The organism is Dellaglioa sp. CoH-56-MRSF-12, assembly GCF_056782075.1.
In genome coordinates, this window is the sequence record NZ_JBXAYD010000005.1 from 35,727 (window position 1) to 54,256 (window position 18,530).

Sequence of the window (18,530 nt, forward strand, 5' to 3'; positions counted from 1 at the left end):
AACCCAAAGGAGATTTATAATGACCAAATATATATTTGTTACAGGTGGCGTTGTTTCGTCAATTGGTAAAGGGATTGTTGCAGCATCTCTTGGCCGTTTATTAAAGAATAGAGGCTTGAAAGTTACTATTCAAAAGTTTGATCCTTATATCAATGTGGATCCAGGAACAATGAGTCCCTATCAACATGGGGAAGTTTTCGTAACTGATGATGGTACAGAGACTGATTTAGATCTTGGTCATTATGAACGTTTTATTGATATTAACTTAAATCAATATTCAAACGTAACGACTGGTAAAATTTATTCAGAAGTTTTACAAAAAGAACGTCGTGGTGATTATTTGGGTGCCACAGTTCAAGTTATACCACATATTACAAATACAATTAAAGAAAAAATTATGCGTGCTGGAACAACAACGGATTCTGATGTTGTAATTACTGAAATAGGTGGAACTGTTGGTGATATTGAATCATTGCCTTTCCTTGAAGCATTACGTCAAATGAAAGCTGATGTCGGTTCAGATAATGTTATTTATATTCATACAACATTGATTCCTTACCTAAAAGCTGCAGGTGAAATGAAAACGAAACCTACACAACATAGTGTTAAAGAATTACGCGGATTGGGTATTCAACCAGATATGTTGGTTGTTCGGACTGAAGAACATATCTCGCAAGATATGCGTAATAAATTAGCTAATTTCTGTGATGTTGAACCAGAAGCCGTTATTGAATCAATGGATGTTGATACATTATATACGATTCCTTTAGCGTTACAAAAACAAAAAATGGACCAAATCGTTGTTGATCATTTGAAATTAACAACACCAGAAGCAGATATGACTGAATGGCAAAAACTTGAAACACAAGTTTTAAATTTGAAGAAAACAATCAATATTGCGTTGGTTGGTAAATATGTTAAATTGCCAGATGCTTATATTTCTGTTGCCGAAGCATTGAAACATGCTGGATACACTGTTGATGCTGATGTTAAAATCACAATGGTTGATGCAGAAAAATTAGATGAAAGTAATATTGTTGAAACGTTGCAAGATGCTGATGGAATCATCGTTCCAGGAGGATTCGGTAATCGTGGACTTGAAGGGATGATTCTTTCAATTCAATATGCGCGTGAAAATAATGTTCCATTCTTAGGTGTTTGTCTTGGTATGCAAATGGCATGTATTGAATTTGCACGTAACGTTGTTGGGCTCCAAGGCGCACATTCAACTGAAGCTGTTCCAGAAACACCACATAACATTATCGACTTGATGACAGATCAAGAAGATGTTGAAGATATGGGTGGAACACAACGTCTTGGTTTATATCCATGTAAATTAAAACCAGGAACGGTAGCAGCTGCAGCTTATGATAATCAAGAAGTTATCCAAGAACGTCACCGTCATCGTTATGAATTTAATAACGAATACCGTGAACAACTTGCTGATAAAGGATTGGTTTTTGCTGGAACATCTCCAGATAATCGTTTAGTTGAAGTTGTTGAAATTCCTGAAAATAAATTCTTTGTGGCAGCTCAATACCATCCAGAATTTTTATCAAGACCACAACGTCCAGAAGGTTTATTCCAAGCCTTTGTGAACGCTACAGTTTAATAAATGTAATTGAAAGAGATAATAACAATTTGTTATTATCTCTTTTTTTATGTCTAAAAGGGTTGTATTTAATATGTGTACTATGTATTATAGTACACATGGATGAGGTGAGATAATTGCAAATTAATAAGACGAGTAGTAAACCGTTTTATGAACAATTGATATCAGGTATAAAAGAAGATATTTTTAAAGGAATTTTGCAGACAGAAGACAAGTTGCCGTCAGTTAGAGAAATGGCTAAAATTCATGAAATGAATCCAAATACGGTTAGTAAAGCGTATAAAGTTTTAGAATCACAGGATGTAATCGTGACAGTTAAAGGTCGAGGGACATATGTCAAAGCCAATAATGAGAGCAATCGCGATGAACGACAAATCCAAAAAAATCGTGAGGCATTGTTAGATACGATTAAAGAAGTGACCTATCTCGGTGTCCAAGAAGATGAGATTCAGGGTTGGGTTAAGTCGTATTTTGAAAAGGAGGACTAAGAATGGGATTTGAAATTAAAGGTTTATCAGAGAAAATTAGTGACAAAGAGATACTTAATGATATTAATATGTCTTTAGTCCCAGGGGAAATAGTGGGTCTAATTGGTCGTAATGGAGTTGGTAAAACAACCTTATTCAGATCAATTTCAGGCCAATACATACCAGATCAAGGTGATATTTTAATTGATGATCAATGGATGAAAGAAGATTCATCATTGAAGGAAAAACTCTTTTATTTAGATACACAGAATAATTTTTTAGACAGCTACACAATAGATAAGATTGTCGAATTCTATGAACTCGCTTATCAAACGTTTGATCGTCAAAAATATGATAATTGGGTCACAGAATACAACCTACCTAAACAAACAAAATATCGTCAATTTTCTAAAGGGATGCAAGGATTATTTAATATTATTTTGGCCTTTTCCACTGGTGCACCATATGTTATTTTAGATGAACCACTGGACGGGTTAGATGTAATTGTCCGTAAACAAGTTTTCCAAATTATTATTGATGCCGTTGCTGAAGACCAGCGAAGTGTACTTATTTCTTCACATAATTTAGAAGAATTAGATCGATTAATCGATCGCGCAATGGTTTTAAAAGATGGACATATTGTGAGTGATTATCGTTTGGAAGACACGCGTTCAGAATCACGAAAAGTTCAATTGGTGTTTAAATCAAAAGAAATTCCAGCTTTCATTAAAGAAAATAGCCGAGCAATGAGTATTCAAGGTCGTGTCGTCACTGTTTTATTTGAACACTATTCAGATGAAATTGAAGCTCAAATTGAAGCTGAAGATCCGGCATTATTCGAAGAATTACCGTTAACGTTGGAAGATTTATTCCGAGCAAGTCTTTCGGCTAAAGAAAATACCGGAGGTGGGAAGTAGTGACAGTTAATAGAAGATTGAATCAGATTATTTGGCAGAGATATAAGTGGATTGTTTTATCACTTGTTGCACTTATTGTGGTTGTTATGGGGTTTACACTACATAATTCGGTTGACACTACGGGAATAGACGCGGCCAATCTTACTTATACAGAGTTTGTTCAAAGTGAAAAAGATTCGGCAAAAGCGGATCATCGTAAAATAGGTTCAGTTAGCAGAGCAACATATGAAAAAAATAATATTAAAATAAAAGATGTAAGTATTCATGATGGTACATTTCAAAATGCAAAAACAGCACTAGTTATTTTTAGTCTGGGTGCTATCTTATTAGGGATATTTACTAATATGTATGATATGCAAACTAAATTTAATGAATTTATATTTTCAAGCTCATTTTCTAGAAAACGCATTTTCTTAAAAAAAATTGGTCTAATGTTACTACCTGCCTTACTTACTTTTATTGTAGGTTCAATTATAACAACATTTGTTGCTGATGTAGCTATCTCAGTAAGTAATCCAAATTTTATATCAGATAGAATGATACATTTATTCTTAGATAGTAGTCAATTGATTGCGCTATACAGTGTTGGCCTTGTGGTAGGTGTTTTAGTTCGTCGGGTTGTAGCATCTGTCGTCACTGCGTTGGGATTCACTGGCTCGGCCTTGATATGGTTTGCTTACTTTGAAGGATTCATTTTTGATCAAACGCAAGACATGTCTAATACTTATTATCTTGTACTAGGATTTATATACTTGATTGCTGGGTTATTGATGATAGTGATGGCAGTTCATTATTTCAACAAATTATCATTAGAACAGGATAGTCCTTATTTACAATTCGATTATTTAAAACTACCACTACTCATTTTTACAACGGCTTATATAGCTATTTTAATGGCTGTAGTTAATTATGATACAATTGGGGAAAAAATAGGATATGGCTTGATAAGCGGCTGTATTACAGTCATTGTTGCTTATATTGTTATTTATCGTCCACAAAATATTAGTCAAAAATTGCAACGTATTTTTTCGAAAAATAAAAAATAAAAGTAAAATGGCTACCTATTTCTCTAAGAATAGGTAGCCATTTTGACCTTACAGACTTGTTAGTATGTAATAAAAGGGAATTGTGCTAAACTACTGTTTATAGGAATGTAAAAGCAATTATTGGGAGGGATTCAATTTGAAAGAAATGTTAACAATAAACAATTTAACTAAAAGTTTCGGTAAAAAGGTAGTCCTCAAAGGTATTAATTTTACAATCGCAGAAGGTGAGATTGTTGGGCTTGTTGGTGCTAATGGCGCTGGTAAAACAACCATCATGAAATCAATTCTTGGATTATCAAATTACCAAACTGGAGAAATAACAATTGACGGTAAAATTGTATCAACAACTAGCCATCAAGGGTTAGAAGAAGTTGGTGCCTTAATTGAATATCCTGGTATCTATCCATTTTTAAGTGGCTATGATCATTTAAAATTATTCTCTGAAATCAATACCAAAGAAGAATTAGATGAAATTGTTGCTGATTTGCATATGACAGATTACATTAATCGTAAAGCTAAATCATATTCATTAGGAATGAAGCAAAAATTAGGAATTGCATTAGCTTTATTAAATAGACCAAGATTAATTATTTTAGATGAACCTATGAACGGATTAGATCCTCAAGCAACACGTGATGTCCGCGAACTTGTTTTAAAGTTATCTAAACGCGGGACAGCGTTCTTGATTTCAAGTCATATTTTAGGTGAATTAGAGAAAATTGTTGATCACTTTATTATTTTAAATGAAGGTAAAATAATGAAAGCAATGTCTACTACTGAATTAAGTGATAGTAGTAAGCGATATGTTTTACTAGAGACGACGTCAAACGAGCAAGCTAAAGTTCTTTTAAAGGCCGCTAATTATGAATTGGCAGTTGATCAAACAGTTAAAGTAAAGGTAGACGAACAAGATACTTTAGCAAATATTATCCAAGTGCTCTACGATAATAAAATTCAAATAAATGATGTACGTCATCAAGAACATGATATGGAAGAATCACTATTGAATTTATTAGATAGTAATGACGGAGGTAAGGCTTAATGTTAACTTTAGTTAAACAAGAATTATTTAAGTTAGGTAAAAAGAAATCTACAGCGATTATATCAGCGATATTACTTGTTTTTATTTTTGGGGTAGCACTTTTAACAAAAATATATAGTTCGATTTTCGATCCAGCAAGCATGGTACAAAGTGGATTTGGATCTATTCAATTAATTATTTTCATTTTAATTGCGTCAGCAAGTGTTATTATTGCTATGGAAACACAGTTTGGTACAATTAAGGATTTGCTTTATCGGAAATATTCACGTGGAGCTGTTTTAGCTAGTAAATGGCTTACAATATTAATCTATTCGATTTATTTGAATGTTTTAATATTCGTGGCTTCAATTATAGCTAAATTAGTGCTTTTACCAATGGTATCCTTGTCAGATAAAATAGATAACCAAACGATTGTTATGTCTTTAATAACAACGTTAGTGGGGAATTTTATTAGTACCTGGTTGATTTTAAGTTTGGTATTATTATTGGCTAGTATCTTTAGTAGTTCAGGTGCTTCGATTGCAGCTGGTATTGTTTTTTATTTCTTAACATCTATTTTATCAGGAATCCAAATGTTAGCTATTGCTAAATGGGATTGGATTAAATGGAATCCACTTAATATGATGAATTTAAGTAATCAGTGGGCAGACGGACAGGAGTTTGAAAAACTAACTCAATTAACGAATAACGAATTGATTATAGGTAATCTAGCTTATACGGCACTATTTTTATTTTTAGGTTATTTTGTTTTCAAACGTAAAAATGTTTAAAAAAAGTGTATCGTCAATTAATTTTTGACGATACACTTTTTTTGTCCAATAATTATGAGTAGCTTAAAATGACTATTACTAAAGATACAAGTCAAATACTGCAATCTGTGGAGGTACTAGGAATCGAGCTGAGATTCGAGATGTTCCAATACCACTATTAACATATAATTTTGTATTGTTCTTTAGTGTATAAAGGCCACTAGAGTAGCCACCATCTCCGTCATGATCAGATAATAATCCTTTATTAGTGAAAGGAATACGAATTTGGCCACCATGTGTGTGACCACTTAAAATTAAATCGACGGTATTAAATGAACCATTTGACAAACTAGGTTCATGAGCCATTAAAATATGGTACGTTGAATTGGATTTATCAGGAGCTACTGTCGTTTGGACATCGGGGATACCTAATTGAGAGTCATCTACACCACCCAACCAAATGGATGAATTTCCACCTACATTGATAGTCGTTGAACTATTTTTAAGGACAGTAAAACCACCTTGATTCATTACAGTAGTGTAAACTCTGGCTGCACCGCCACCGTAATCTTTATTTCCATATACTGCGTATTTTCCATAGGTTGATTTAATTTCACTTAGTTTTTGAACAATAGCTGTTACGGGATGGTATTGATTGTAATTGCTGAATAAATCACCTGTAAATAAGACCAAATCTGGTTTTTCTTGATTGATTTTATTAACAATTTTTCCGAAATTTTCAGGTGTATAATCATCTGCTATTTCGACATCACTAATTTGCACAATTTTAAGTTTCTTTTTAGTAGTATCTGCCTTATTTAAAGCAATATTTTTAACGACAACGCGGTAAGGCTCTATTTTAAATGCGTAAAAGGTACATGCGGCACTTACTATTAATAGGATGAAAATGACACTTAATATTTTTTTCTTCGTGATAGTATCATGCCTCCGTTTGATTAGTTAACTAAAAAAACCTACAGTAAGATTTTTAGTCTAAAACTGTAAGTTCTTCTTAAAACCTATATGGTTAGTTTTATTTATGAAATCCAAGAACTAATAGCTGACCAGATAGCGTTAAAAAATGAAACAATTGCGTCCCAAATTTTTTGTAGGAAGTTTCGATTTTCAGCTGTGTCTAATTTGCTGAAAATATCTTTAGCACCATCTTGAATATTTGTTGCAACTTTACTTGCTTGTGATTTGAAATTTGATGAATCTAAAGCACCTGAATCACGAATCTTGATTAACACGGCAATAATATCTTGTTTTTGATTATCAGTAATGACATTTGTTAAGTTATTATTTGTGATTTGGTTATTTACAATAGTAGTAATTTGATTATTTGTAATAGAACTACCTTCTTTAGCCATATCATTTTTAGCACCGGCTACAGCGTTATTCAATTGTGAATCAGTATACCCATCTTTGCTTTTATTGGCTTGTGTAATGTCACTTAAAGTCGACATTTCATTTTGTGCGGCAGTGACTTGTTTTGTATTTAGAGCGTCCCCGTTTGTAGCGAAGGCTGCATAAACACCAGCTAAAGCACCTGATCCATCTATTGGTGTAGCAGAAGTGACATAGATATTGGCATCAGTTACACCAGCTGTTAATGCGGCGTTTTTATATTGGTTTTCTGTAATTGTGGTGATGTTATTTTTACCATTGTAGTCTAAAATTTCAACGTTGATACCAGAACCACTGCTCGTTTTTTGAACCATAGCAGATGACCAGACACCTGAAGTTGATGTAAATGAGCCACCAGAACTATTGAGATATTTAACTAAAGTTGCGCCATTTACGGGTAATGTCGAATATGAAGAACTACCGTTTAAGCTAGCTGTTAAAGTTGAAAGTGTTCCTGATTTTTGTGAATCTGTTAAACTTGTTCCTAATGTGACAACTGGATTTGACCAGTCAGTTGTTGTGCCCGATGTTGATGAAGCTGAGCTTGAATCATTAGTTGCAGCAGAGGCAACAGATCCTAGACTCAAGACAGCTAATGTTGTAAGAGTTACTGTATAAATTAATTGTCTGAATTTCATAATGGTTTGCTCCTTAAATAGCATGTATTTTAATTTTATTATACCTATCTGATGAAGGAATCATAATAATTGAGTTTGAATAATAGAAAAAATTAAGATTTATCATCATTGAGAGATTTCTTTGTAAGTGAGACAATGAGCGCATCATTTAATCTAGCAACATAATTTTGAGTAGTATGGTATGACTAATTTAAATAAAACTAACGACTGAATGGGAGAATAACGATGACAAAAAAGATGACGGATACCTTTAGATTCAGGCGGGGATTGGAATTGAAAAATAGAATCTTAATGGCGCCAATGACCGTTAAGATGAGCTACTATGATGAAGTTGTTACACATGATGAATCAGATTATTATGCACTACATTCAGGCGAAGTTGGGGCTGTTATTACGGCAGCTACCAGTGTCCAAGCAAATGGAAAAGGTTGGGAAGGCTCACTTGCCATCTATGATGATAAGTTTATTCCCGGGCTAACGAGATTGGCATCGGCAATCAAAAAGAATGGGACTAAAGCTATTTTACAAATTTTCCATGCGGGTCGTATGACAAATTCAACGGTACTTAGAGGACAATTACCAGTTTCAGCCAGTGCTGTTGCGGCAGAAAGACCAGACGCAGAAATTCCTAAAGCATTGTCAGAAACTGAAATTTTAGAGTTGATTGAATCCTTTAAATCAGCAACAAAACGAGCAATTAAAGCGGGATTTGATGGCGTTGAACTGCATGGTGCGAATACGTATTTACTACAACAATTTTTTTCACCACACTCAAATAGACGTCATGATGCTTGGGGTGGCACGCTTGATAAGCGATTTAAATTCATTAATGATGTAGTTGATGGTGTTATTGAGAGTGTTGATCAATCAGGTGTAAAAGATTTTATTGTTGGTTACCGCTTTTCGCCTGAAGAATATGAAAAGCCAGGTATTAGTATGGAAGATTCAATGATTTTGATTGATAAACTTGCTGATAAAAAATTAGATTATCTACATATCTCATTAGGTAAGTATAATAGTGTTTCGAGAAATATAAATTTCAATGAAAAATCAAGAATGGATTATGTCCAAGAAAAGATAAATGGTCGTGTTCCATTAATCGGGGTAGGAGATGTTCGGACTCGGGAAGATGTTAATGGTGTTTTGGCTAACGCTGATTTAGTAGCCGTTGGTCGTTCACTCTTAATTGATCCTAAGTGGACATCAAAGTTATTGAATGGACAAGAAGAAACTATAAAAAGAACCTTAGCTAAAAATGATCGGGAAAAATTAATGGTTAGCGATGGTGCTGTTGAATTTTTAAAAGATATGATGCCTGAGCGGTTAGTTGATTAAAAAACAAAACTAAATCTAGACAAATAGTGTGTTGCAAATTTAATTTGCCGCATGCTATTTTTAGTTGCGGCCCTTTCAACTAGCGGTTGCCTGTTGCACCCCTTGCTGTATGCTAATATTTGAGATGTTAAATAGAGGAAAGAAGGTTATAGGGATGAAAATTATATTTGCGGAACAACTCGTTAAAATACGTAAAGAGAAAAAAATGTCACAAGAAGAATTGGCAAATCAATTGTTTGTATCAAGACAAGCTGTATCAAAATGGGAAACAGGAGAAGCTGAACCTGATTTGGGAAAAATTGAATCGGTAGCCAAAATTTTAGACGTCCCTGTAGAAATATTACTTTTTGGTGGCGATGCCAGTGAAAAAAACGTCAGAGTTTAAAACTAGAATTAAACGATTTATAGAAGAAGATGAATCAGATAAAGATTGGCACGAAAATCATAGATGGCGTGAGTGGCAATATAAACCGATTAATAATGGGTGGGAATTCCTAGCTCGCTATTACTGGATTATTTTTGCACTCATTGGCATGATTGCATGGGGGATTATGGGTCTAAAATAGATATGATAATAAAGAAGCTTTCAATACTTGTCTACAAACAAGTATTGAAAGCTTCTTTATTTTACCGGAACAACTTTTATTTCAGTTGAGTCATCATGAATGACAATGTATAACGTTTGAGTTTCTTCTTTATCAAAGAAACCGAGATTAATACAGGGTAAACCATCGATTTCTTCCACGCCAACGAAACGATCCGTAAATATCTGACGAACCATTTTACCCATTTCTTTATGGGCATTTGCTTTAGCGGCAGCTGTTTTAAGTGTAAATCCAGAGTCTAAGTAAGATTTAATTAATCGAATAATTGATAAGGTATGGTAAGAATATTTTCTATTCTGATTTTTATTAGTATTAATAGAATCAATAAAGCCTTTTTGTTCCCAATAACGAATTTGACTCTGAGTGAGCCCAGTTGTTTCGGCAATTTCACCGATTCCGATTGAAAATGTATCATTCTTCATAATAACGGCCATTCTTTTTGCATAATCTTTAATGTTTGCAATATCGTCCATATCTGCCAAACGAATATACCTCCTAAATAAAAATTTATCTAACAATCTCATTGTGATGTTTACTATACTGATTATATATATATTAAAACGTTTGTCAACTTACTTGACATTAAAGCGAGATAGTCTTATATTAGTCTTCGAAGATAAATTAAAGAAAAAGAAGGTTTTAAGTATGGATGGATTAGATGCAAAGGGTAAACCATATAATCGCCCCATGCTAATTGCAATTTTATTAGTAGGGACATTTTGTACGGTTTTGAATCAAACAATTTTAGCAACTGCATTTCCAACATTAATGGATGAATTTGACGTAACAACGTCAACTGTTCAATGGTTAACAACAGGATTTATGTTAGTCAACGGGATTTTAATTCCAGTTAGTGCATGGTTAAGTAGTCGTGTAAATACCAAATGGTTATACATAGGTGCTATTGGTATCTTTGAATTAGGAACAGTTTTAGCATTTATCGCACCTAATTTTGGGGTATTGTTAACAGCTCGCTTAGTTCAAGCAGTCGGTGTTGGGGTAACAATGCCTTTATTACAAACGATTATGCTTTCAATTTTCCCACCCGAAAAACGTGGTGCTTCAATGGGACTTGCCGGTTTAGTTATCGGACTAGCTCCTGCAATTGGACCTACACTTTCAGGTTGGGTTATTGATAATGCTTCATGGCGTGATCTTTTTGGTATGATTATTCCATTAGTAGGAATTGTTTTTGTGGCTTCTTTCTGGTTTATGAAACCGGTCATCAAAACACACAAATCTAAAATTGATGTCTTATCATTGATTTTATCAACAATTGGATTTGGTGGCTTACTTTATGGATTCTCAACAGTTGGAGATAACGGCTGGGGAAGTACCTCAGTACTTAGTTTCCTTGTTGTGGGTGTTATTTTTATTGGTTTATTCATATGGCGTCAATTAACAATGGAAAATCCTTTCTTGGAATTACGTGTTTTTGCTTCCCAAGAATACACAATTGCAGCCGTTTTAAGTTCAATTGTTAACATGGCTATGATCGGTGTTGAAATGATTCTACCAATGTATCTCCAAATTGTACGTGGAGATAGCGCATTTGAGTCAGGATTAACCTTATTGGCTGGTGCTTTAATGATGGGGATTATGAGTCCGATAACGGGACGATTATTCGATATTTATGGTGCTAAGAAATTGGCAACTGGTGGTATGTTCTTATTAACACTTGGTACAATTCCATTCGTTTTCTTAACAAAAGATACGCCAACTTTATACATCACAATTATGTATGCAGTTCGTATGTTTGGGATTTCAATGGTTATGATGCCAACAACAACATCAGGGATGAATGCATTACCAGCTAACTTGATGGGTCATGGAACGGCTGTTAATAATACAGCTCGTCAAATCGCAAGTTCAATCGTAACAGCGGTTATGATTTCCGTTCTAACAAATGTAACAACAGCTGCATTACCAGCTAAATCAATGCTTAAATCGGCACCATTAGATTACAAAACAAAAGCTATTGATGCGACATTAAGTGGTTATCATGCTGCCTTTATCATCGCAGTCGTTTTCTGTGTGGTTGGGCTCGGATTTTCATTCTTCTTAAAATCAAAACAACAAGTTTTAAAAAATGGAGGTAATAAATAATGATTATTTTATTATTAATTCTTTCAATTATTTTATTCTTCCTTACGTGGAACCTCATCCGTAATAATGTACTGAGCTACATTTTAGGTGGCATTTTTGCACTTTGTATTATTCTTACAGGTGGCTTAATTGTTGCTAACTACAGTGCACATTATGGAATGGAAAAAGTAACGACAACTAAGACAGAACAATTAGCTTCTAGTTCTAAAGAGATGGACATGTTACTATATCAGCCTATCGGTACAGATGGATCTGAAAAAGTCGTTATTTATAAAAATACGGCATCACAAAAGAAAACAAAGGCAACTAAGACAGACGATACAACTAGCAAGATTGTTGAAAATGCTAAGAGTAACAAATTAGTTACTAAAGAAACCCGTTGGACTTATAAAGGTAATGGGTATCGATTAATGTTTGGTATCGCTAATAACGATAAAACTTTAGTAAAACGTACGCATACATTCTACGTTAAAAAGAGTTGGACAACATTAACGGTTAAGCAAGCTAAGGCCATGCCTAAAATTGCTAAAGTAGAAGCAGCTAAAATGAATACAAAGGCAGGAAAAGCTAAACTTGCTGCGGATGGTGCTACTTTTGTTAAAGCAGCTGTCACAAATGCTATGATGAAAGATGCATCAATCTCGAAAGCTGATCAAGCTAAGATTGCAGAACAAGCAACAACAATTTTCAAGGCACAAACAAAAGCAAAAGTAATGCAAAACGTATTAAAAGAAGTTAAAGAAATTAAATAAACCGTTATTTATTTAGTAACCACACTAGTTTATCCAACTAATGTGGTTATTTTTTTAAATTAAAACGTGAATTATAAAATAAACAATGCTATAATACGTTAATGGCATAAACGATAAAGGAGTTTCTTTGAATGAAAAAGAAAATTATAATTTGGATTGTCAGTATTTTAGTGTTATTAGCGGTTGCAATTACAGGGGGTAGTTTCTATCTCTATCACTATGCCATTCAAAATACAGAAAAAACATTAACGGGAACATCAAAAGGAACACCAAAGCGAACAATTGAAGCAAAAAAATGGTTGGCCAGTACTAAAAAAGAAAACTGGACAGAAACATCAGCAGGTGAAAATTTAAAATTAGTTGCTGACTATGTACCGGCGGCAACTAAATCTTTAAAAACAGTTGTTGTGGCACATGGTTACATGGAAAATAAAGAAAGTATGGCTTCATATATAAAATTATTTCATGATAATGGCTATAACGTTTTAGCGCCAGATGATCGAGGCCAAGGTAAAAGTCAGGGCGATTATATTGGTTTCGGATGGAAAGATCGCTTAGATTACATTAAATGGACCAAAAAATTAATTGCCGAAAAGGGAACAGATCAAAAGATTGGCTTGTTTGGAGTTAGCATGGGTGGTGCTACTGTCATGATGATGAGTGGTGAAAAGTTACCAACTCAAGTTAAAGCAATTGTTGAAGATTGTGGTTATACAAATGTTGAAGATTTGTTAGCTTATCAATTGAAACTCCAATTCAATTTACCAAAAGAACCATTAATAACAACTTCTAGTTGGGTAACTCAGTTACGTGCGGGCTACTCTTTTGCAGAAGCTGACTCTGTTAAACAATTAAAGAAAAATAAATTACCAACATTATTCATTCATGGCGACAAGGATGATTTCGTTCCTAGCGCAATGGTTTATGACAACTACAAAGCCTCAGCAGGTACGAAGGAATTGTGGATTGTGAAGGGCGCAGGTCACGGAAAAGCGTTCAGTAAGGATCCAGAATTATATACTAAAAAAGTCGTTAAGTTTATGAATGATAATTTAGATTAATAATAAAATCATTTATTTTTTAAATAACATCAAAAAGTGTGGGGGTACCCTCTATTTTTGATGTTTTTTTTTGTCTGTATCATGCTATCATATTAGTTATTATAGATGAACTTTGGGGAAAATAGGTGGGGGCCAACATGAAAATTAATAATAAATTAAAATTAACACTACTAACTTTTGGGTTATTCTTTTTAGTTAATGTAACAAGTATCAAGGCAGATGCGGATTATGATTCTGCAAAAGCATCAGCACCTCGAGCAATTTTAATGACAAATTTATTCCAGACGGGTACTGGTGCTGGAGTAGTAGCAACTAGTGGTATGGTCGAATTAACCGATACCAATAAAGATCCTAATTCGACTAATCTGGCTGCTAAAACGATGGTTAAAATTACGGATGCTAAGAATCAAAAAGCAGCAATTTGGTCAACAGACGAAAATTCATTTGATATTAATACAAGTAGTAAAGCTTCTATGTGGATTTATTTTGGTAGCAAAACGAATACTGCTGGGGATGGGATGGCACTTGTTTTTCAAAATGATGCAAAAGGAAATGCTGCTATTGCAACTAAAGCAGGTGAAACGTTAGGTGTTTGGGGAGACGATTCAGTGGGTACGGGATCCCCCAATAATACTGCTAGAGGCGCTATTCAAAATAGTTGGGCGCTAGAATTTGATACTCATTTGAATAATGGTAATAGTTCAGGAAACGGATTTGATTTAGATCCTAGTTTAGCACCTAACCATATTGGTAGTGGGTATCCAGCTGTTGAGGCAACATACACGGATAATCATACAATCTCTTCTTCAGTTAAACTAAATCATTTAGGCCTTATTAATTATAATGGGTTCTTATCAAATCGGGCATGGCATCATGTGACAATTGATTATAAATCAGTGAGTGCGAGTGCTGGGTCAATGACATATACGATTGATGATAAAAAACCAATTTCAGGAACAGAAGACTTGGATCCTACTGAAGATACAAGTCAGACAGGGCAGACGGCAAGTGTTCCAATTGATAAATCGAAATTTAATTCTACAACGGGTAAAATCCGTTGGGGATTTACAGGGTCAACGGGTGACTCTTTTGAAAATAACTTAGTTATGTTTGAAACTGTACCAGGTCTTGTTAATGCGACTGCGGTACAAACTATGACGGATATTACACAAAATAACAAGGATGTCTCGGCTAATGGAGAAGTAAAAGCTGGAGATAAAGTAAAATTCAACACTACCGTAACTTACGATAGTGGAAAACAATCGTGGACAGGCATAGGTGGATATTTAAAATACCCGGCTAATAATATAAAATGGACTGGGTATGAAATACCTAACGATTTTGGTACAGGAAAATTTCCTAGTAATATCTATGGAAGTGACCCTGCTGGGTTATCCGGCGCGCAAATACCTGAATTATCTACACCTGGACAAAGTTCACATATTTCATTTATCGGTGAAGTAATGCCAGTTGAAGTGGATACACCAGTGACTGTTTCAGCAGGTCAATTCATCGGAAGCAATGCAATGATTGATTCTAATCCTATTAGCTATACGATTAAAGCATCACCAAAAACAGCCTTAACGATTGATGGCCTTAAAGATATTGATATTAATTATGGAACGGATGCGACGATTAGTGGAACGGTAAAATCTAGTTTAGGTGGAACTTTTGCTAAAGGAACAACGGCCAGTGTGACACTTAATGAGGATACAACACCTATTAAGGGTGATGTCGCAACGGATGGTACATTTAACGTAACGATTCCAAAGGACAAACTAACCACTGGCGAATATTCTTATAATGTTCAAGTAACAGATCCAGATGGTAATACGACGCAAAAATATACACAAAAAATTAATATTAAACCCGTTTTAACTTTAAATGATAATAAAGGAACCGTTGTAGCGCCATATACATTGATTTTCCAAGTAGCTGATAATAGTGCAGCGTTAACAACGTACTATAAAGAAGGAAGTACTGGAACACCTGTTGAATTAGAAAAATATACAAATACTAAACCAGGTTCGACACAAGATCATAGTGTAGCACTAGATACAACTAAGTTTGCCATTGGAACGCACGAGTTAACTATTTATTCGGTTGATTCTGAAGGAAACATTTCTAATAACCAAACAATCTCTGTTGTCGTAGGATTGTTGAGTATTTCATCAGATGATTCAATTAATTTTAATAATAAAATACCAGCGAAAAGAAGTATTTTAAACCGTGCTTCAAGCTATATGCTTAAGTTAGAAACGTCAGCAGCTAAAAACTGGACATTGTCTGTGACTGCAGGACCACTAACTGCAGCAAGTGATAAAAGTACTTTAAAGCATTCAACTATTGGGTTTCGTAATTCAAATCAGGAAAACACGTTACCGCTTTCTCCAACGTATGGTACAATAGTGTCTACAGGAGTAGGTCAAGCAACTACGGTTGAAAAAAGTTGGTCAGCAGATTCTGGAATTGTATTGGATGTTGAACCAAGTGAAATTAAAGTAGCTGAAACCTATAGTTCTGAATTAGATTGGACGCTAACGAATGTACCAAATAATTAATAATAAACTTAATTGTCGGTTAAATTCAAATGTCCGGGGGGAGATAGGATTATGACAATATTACGGCTGAAAGCTGTACTTTTTACAGGTGTGTTAGTGACATTAGGGCTTAGCTCTACAGGTGTTAATGCTGATGATTATTCTAACGCAGTGGCATCGGCACCAGACGCATTAGTATCAAATGGACTTTTGACACCTGGAACAACAGGAACACAAAATAATGCAAAAATTGTAACATTCGATGCTAGTGGTAATGTTGTTTCTGAAACAGCAGATAACGCAGATAAATCAATTATAAAAATTACGGATGCAACTAACCAAGTGGGATCTGCCTGGTCTACAGCAAACAATAAATTTAATCTTAATAAAAATAATAAAATGTCAATGTGGATGTATTTCGGTAATCAGGGTGCTAATTCTGGTGATGGGATGGCTTTTGTTTTACAAAATGATAGCCGTGGTCTCAGTGCTATTTCTGGTGGAGGCGAATCATTAGGTGTTTGGGGTGTTGATAAAGGTGGATCAGAATCTACCGTTGCAGGAACAGCTATTAAAAATTCATGGGCGTTAGAATTTGATACACATAAAAATAGTGAGGCAAGCAAGGGTAACGGATTTGATAATTTAAACACTATCCAAGACAATCATCTGGCAAGCAATTATCCTAATCAAAGGGCTACTTATGAACAAAATGGTTTTTTAAGTAAGTATAATAAATTAACTCATGATGGACTACTTGCTGTCGCTGACTTATCTAATGGAAGATGGTGGCATGTGTCAATTGATTATAAATCAACGTCTACAACTGCCGGCTCAATGACCTATACTATTGGAGATAAAGTCCCCGGTACGGGTGATGTATTAGGTGGTGGTCTTGCAAAGACAGTTCCAATTGATAAAAGTAAATTTGCGAGCACTGATGGTCAAGTGACTTGGGGATTTACGGGCGCAACAGGCGGTAACTGGGAAACAAATTTAGTGATGTTTGAAGAAATATCTGATTTAGTTTCTGTTACGGCGACGCAAAAAGTGACAGATACTACCCAGAACAATAAGGACATTACCGCATCAGGAATTGCTAACAGCGGGGATAAACTTAATCTTCAAACAACTTTGAAATACAATGATGGAAAGCAAGATTGGAAAAAAATCGTTGCTTCGTTAAAAACGCCTAATGCTGTGACGTTAGACAAAGAAGGTATCATTAAATACGCCGATGGAACAACGCAAACATTTGATACAACAACTAAAGATGGTGTCATTACATCAAGTCTAAATAAAAACTTATCAAAAAGTAATGATACAGCAACGATCAGTATGAATGGGACAGCTAAAATTGTTGCTACAGATACCAAAGTAACAAGTCCAATTAGTACATTTAATGGTCAAAATACGATAGTAAGATCTCAGCTAGCTACGTTTACCATTAAGGCATTAAAGCAGAAGATGACACTTTCAGGATTGCTTGATAAAACAATTGATAGTGGTCAGTCGATTAAAGTTACGAGTAACGTTAAAACAGATACACTAATGGAAAATGATAACGTTACGATAACAACGATGCTGAATGGTAAAGCCTTTAGTGATAAATCAATGCTATTCAATAAGTTGGGTAGCATTGACTACGCTGAAGTGCTGCCTGCAGATAAGTTAAACGTTGGAAAAAATACTTATACGGTAAGTGTTGAAGATCAATATGGTAATTCAGTAACGGGTCAAGAAATTATCACTGTTAATGATCCAGGTGTTTTAGAAATAGCATCGGTAACGGGTGCATTAAATTTTGGACAAAGTGATATTCCAATACCCAACGAAGAAACAACCTATAGCCCTGTAGAAGAATTAAGTATACAGGTAGTTGCATCGGTACCAGGTACATGGAATTTAAAGCTGACTGGAACTGATGTTGTTGGAGCCAGCGGCACTGTGCTAAAAGATGCATTAATTTACAAAGAAAAAGCGACAGATATTGGGACACCTTTAAAAGACCATTCGATAGATATTGCGGGTGGGAACTCATCTCCTAACCAGATAACTAAAACGTGGGCAAAAGATACGGGAATTCTATTGCGTGTTAAACCTAGCGAGGTTAGAAGTGAAGAATATGATGCTTCAGTGCAATGGAATTTGAGTAATGTACCAACTAAATAAGTAGTATTAGTGAAAAAGGATAACAAAAGTTATCCTTTTTTTATTTATGTTTTGCAATTATTGCCATCTAGGATATTATGG

General features: G+C 34.6%; 17 protein-coding genes. 14 read left to right on the top strand and 3 right to left on the bottom strand.

Features of this window, described 5'->3' with window-relative positions; genetic code table 11:
• Positions 1–19: 19 nt before the first annotated feature.
• The 6 genes from AC1RPY_RS06250 (at position 20) to AC1RPY_RS06275 (ending at position 5,854) form a co-directional block, all read left to right on the top strand.
• Complete coding sequence (locus AC1RPY_RS06250; RefSeq protein WP_481761774.1) at positions 20–1,612, top strand: CTP synthase; 1,593 nt, start codon at positions 20–22, stop codon at positions 1,610–1,612.
• 116 nt (positions 1,613–1,728) lie between these two features.
• Entirely contained in the window at positions 1,729–2,100 is a 372-nt protein-coding gene (locus AC1RPY_RS06255) for a GntR family transcriptional regulator (protein WP_481761773.1), read from the top strand.
• A gap of 2 nt (positions 2,101–2,102) precedes the next feature.
• Positions 2,103–2,996, top strand: coding sequence for an ATP-binding cassette domain-containing protein (locus AC1RPY_RS06260; RefSeq protein WP_481761772.1), 894 nt, complete (start codon positions 2,103–2,105; stop codon positions 2,994–2,996).
• Positions 2,996–4,042, top strand: a complete 1,047-nt coding sequence (locus AC1RPY_RS06265) for a hypothetical protein (protein ID WP_481761771.1) — start codon at positions 2,996–2,998, stop codon at positions 4,040–4,042. The genes AC1RPY_RS06260 and AC1RPY_RS06265 overlap by 1 nt, the downstream gene beginning before the upstream one ends.
• Positions 4,043–4,187: 145 nt before the next feature.
• On the top strand, positions 4,188–5,084 hold the full coding sequence (locus AC1RPY_RS06270; protein WP_481761806.1) for an ABC transporter ATP-binding protein: 897 nt from the start codon (positions 4,188–4,190) through the stop codon (positions 5,082–5,084).
• Positions 5,084–5,854: an ABC transporter permease gene (locus tag AC1RPY_RS06275; RefSeq protein ID WP_481761770.1), complete on the top strand. Its 771-nt coding sequence runs from the start codon at positions 5,084–5,086 to the stop codon at positions 5,852–5,854. The genes AC1RPY_RS06270 and AC1RPY_RS06275 overlap by 1 nt, the downstream gene beginning before the upstream one ends.
• Positions 5,855–5,932: 78 nt before the next feature.
• Here the strand turns inward: AC1RPY_RS06275 and AC1RPY_RS06280 are convergent, their stop codons facing one another.
• Positions 5,933–6,616 carry a metallophosphoesterase gene (locus AC1RPY_RS06280; protein ID WP_481761769.1) on the bottom strand — a complete coding sequence of 228 codons (684 nt, stop codon included), beginning with the start codon at positions 6,614–6,616 and terminating at the stop codon, positions 5,933–5,935.
• A 254-nt stretch (positions 6,617–6,870) separates the two neighbouring features.
• Complete coding sequence (locus AC1RPY_RS06285) at positions 6,871–7,878, bottom strand: DUF1002 domain-containing protein (RefSeq protein ID WP_481761768.1); 1,008 nt, start codon at positions 7,876–7,878, stop codon at positions 6,871–6,873.
• Positions 7,879–8,103: 225 nt separating this feature from the next.
• Between AC1RPY_RS06285 and AC1RPY_RS06290 the strand changes: the two genes are divergently transcribed.
• The 3 genes from AC1RPY_RS06290 (at position 8,104) to AC1RPY_RS06300 (ending at position 9,779) form a co-directional block, all read left to right on the top strand.
• Entirely contained in the window at positions 8,104–9,213 is a 1,110-nt protein-coding gene (locus AC1RPY_RS06290; protein WP_481761767.1) for an NADH-dependent flavin oxidoreductase, read from the top strand.
• Between the two features lie 154 nt (positions 9,214–9,367).
• A complete protein-coding gene (locus AC1RPY_RS06295; protein WP_481761766.1) occupies positions 9,368–9,598 on the top strand; it encodes a helix-turn-helix domain-containing protein in 231 nt (76 codons plus the stop codon).
• On the top strand, positions 9,576–9,779 hold the full coding sequence (locus tag AC1RPY_RS06300; RefSeq protein WP_481761765.1) for a hypothetical protein: 204 nt from the start codon (positions 9,576–9,578) through the stop codon (positions 9,777–9,779). The genes AC1RPY_RS06295 and AC1RPY_RS06300 overlap by 23 nt, the downstream gene beginning before the upstream one ends.
• A gap of 56 nt (positions 9,780–9,835) precedes the next feature.
• On the opposite strand, the gene AC1RPY_RS06305 is transcribed toward AC1RPY_RS06300, so the two are convergent.
• Positions 9,836–10,291 (bottom strand): MerR family transcriptional regulator, encoded by a 456-nt coding sequence (locus AC1RPY_RS06305; protein ID WP_481761805.1) that lies wholly within the window; start codon positions 10,289–10,291, stop codon positions 9,836–9,838.
• A 172-nt stretch (positions 10,292–10,463) separates the two neighbouring features.
• Here AC1RPY_RS06305 and AC1RPY_RS06310 point away from each other — a divergent pair, with 172 nt between their 5' ends.
• The 5 genes from AC1RPY_RS06310 (at position 10,464) to AC1RPY_RS06330 (ending at position 18,449) form a co-directional block, all read left to right on the top strand.
• The gene (locus AC1RPY_RS06310) at positions 10,464–11,924 is read left to right on the top strand and encodes an MDR family MFS transporter (protein WP_481761764.1); all 1,461 of its coding nucleotides are present in this window, start codon (positions 10,464–10,466) and stop codon (positions 11,922–11,924) included.
• On the top strand, positions 11,924–12,676 hold the full coding sequence (locus tag AC1RPY_RS06315; RefSeq protein WP_481761763.1) for a DUF4811 domain-containing protein: 753 nt from the start codon (positions 11,924–11,926) through the stop codon (positions 12,674–12,676). The genes AC1RPY_RS06310 and AC1RPY_RS06315 overlap by 1 nt, the downstream gene beginning before the upstream one ends.
• Before the next feature lie 131 nt (positions 12,677–12,807).
• Positions 12,808–13,737 (top strand): alpha/beta hydrolase, encoded by a 930-nt coding sequence (locus AC1RPY_RS06320; RefSeq protein WP_481761762.1) that lies wholly within the window; start codon positions 12,808–12,810, stop codon positions 13,735–13,737.
• 137 nt (positions 13,738–13,874) lie between these two features.
• Positions 13,875–16,298, top strand: coding sequence for a hypothetical protein (locus AC1RPY_RS06325; RefSeq protein ID WP_481761761.1), 2,424 nt, complete (start codon positions 13,875–13,877; stop codon positions 16,296–16,298).
• Between the two features lie 51 nt (positions 16,299–16,349).
• Positions 16,350–18,449: an L-type lectin-domain containing protein gene (locus AC1RPY_RS06330; protein ID WP_481761760.1), complete on the top strand. Its 2,100-nt coding sequence runs from the start codon at positions 16,350–16,352 to the stop codon at positions 18,447–18,449.
• The last annotated feature ends 81 nt before the right edge of the window (positions 18,450–18,530 follow it).

Bases quoted from the DNA above. Each gene is read 5' to 3' on its own strand.
- AC1RPY_RS06315 (WP_481761763.1), top strand. From the start codon at position 11,924: ATGATTATTTTATTATTAATTCTTTCAATTATTTTATTCTTCCTTACG.
- AC1RPY_RS06295 (WP_481761766.1), top strand. From the start codon at position 9,368: ATGAAAATTATATTTGCGGAACAACTCGTTAAAATACGTAAAGAGAAA.
- AC1RPY_RS06325 (WP_481761761.1), top strand. From the start codon at position 13,875: ATGAAAATTAATAATAAATTAAAATTAACACTACTAACTTTTGGGTTA.
- AC1RPY_RS06275 (WP_481761770.1), top strand. From the start codon at position 5,084: ATGTTAACTTTAGTTAAACAAGAATTATTTAAGTTAGGTAAAAAGAAA.
- AC1RPY_RS06250 (WP_481761774.1), top strand. From the start codon at position 20: ATGACCAAATATATATTTGTTACAGGTGGCGTTGTTTCGTCAATTGGT.
- AC1RPY_RS06310 (WP_481761764.1), top strand. From the start codon at position 10,464: ATGGATGGATTAGATGCAAAGGGTAAACCATATAATCGCCCCATGCTA.
- AC1RPY_RS06270 (WP_481761806.1), top strand. From the start codon at position 4,188: ATGTTAACAATAAACAATTTAACTAAAAGTTTCGGTAAAAAGGTAGTC.
- AC1RPY_RS06290 (WP_481761767.1), top strand. From the start codon at position 8,104: ATGACAAAAAAGATGACGGATACCTTTAGATTCAGGCGGGGATTGGAA.
- AC1RPY_RS06285 (WP_481761768.1), bottom strand. From the start codon at position 7,878: ATGAAATTCAGACAATTAATTTATACAGTAACTCTTACAACATTAGCT.
- AC1RPY_RS06320 (WP_481761762.1), top strand. From the start codon at position 12,808: ATGAAAAAGAAAATTATAATTTGGATTGTCAGTATTTTAGTGTTATTA.
- AC1RPY_RS06305 (WP_481761805.1), bottom strand. From the start codon at position 10,291: ATGGACGATATTGCAAACATTAAAGATTATGCAAAAAGAATGGCCGTT.
- AC1RPY_RS06330 (WP_481761760.1), top strand. From the start codon at position 16,350: ATGACAATATTACGGCTGAAAGCTGTACTTTTTACAGGTGTGTTAGTG.
- AC1RPY_RS06260 (WP_481761772.1), top strand. From the start codon at position 2,103: ATGGGATTTGAAATTAAAGGTTTATCAGAGAAAATTAGTGACAAAGAG.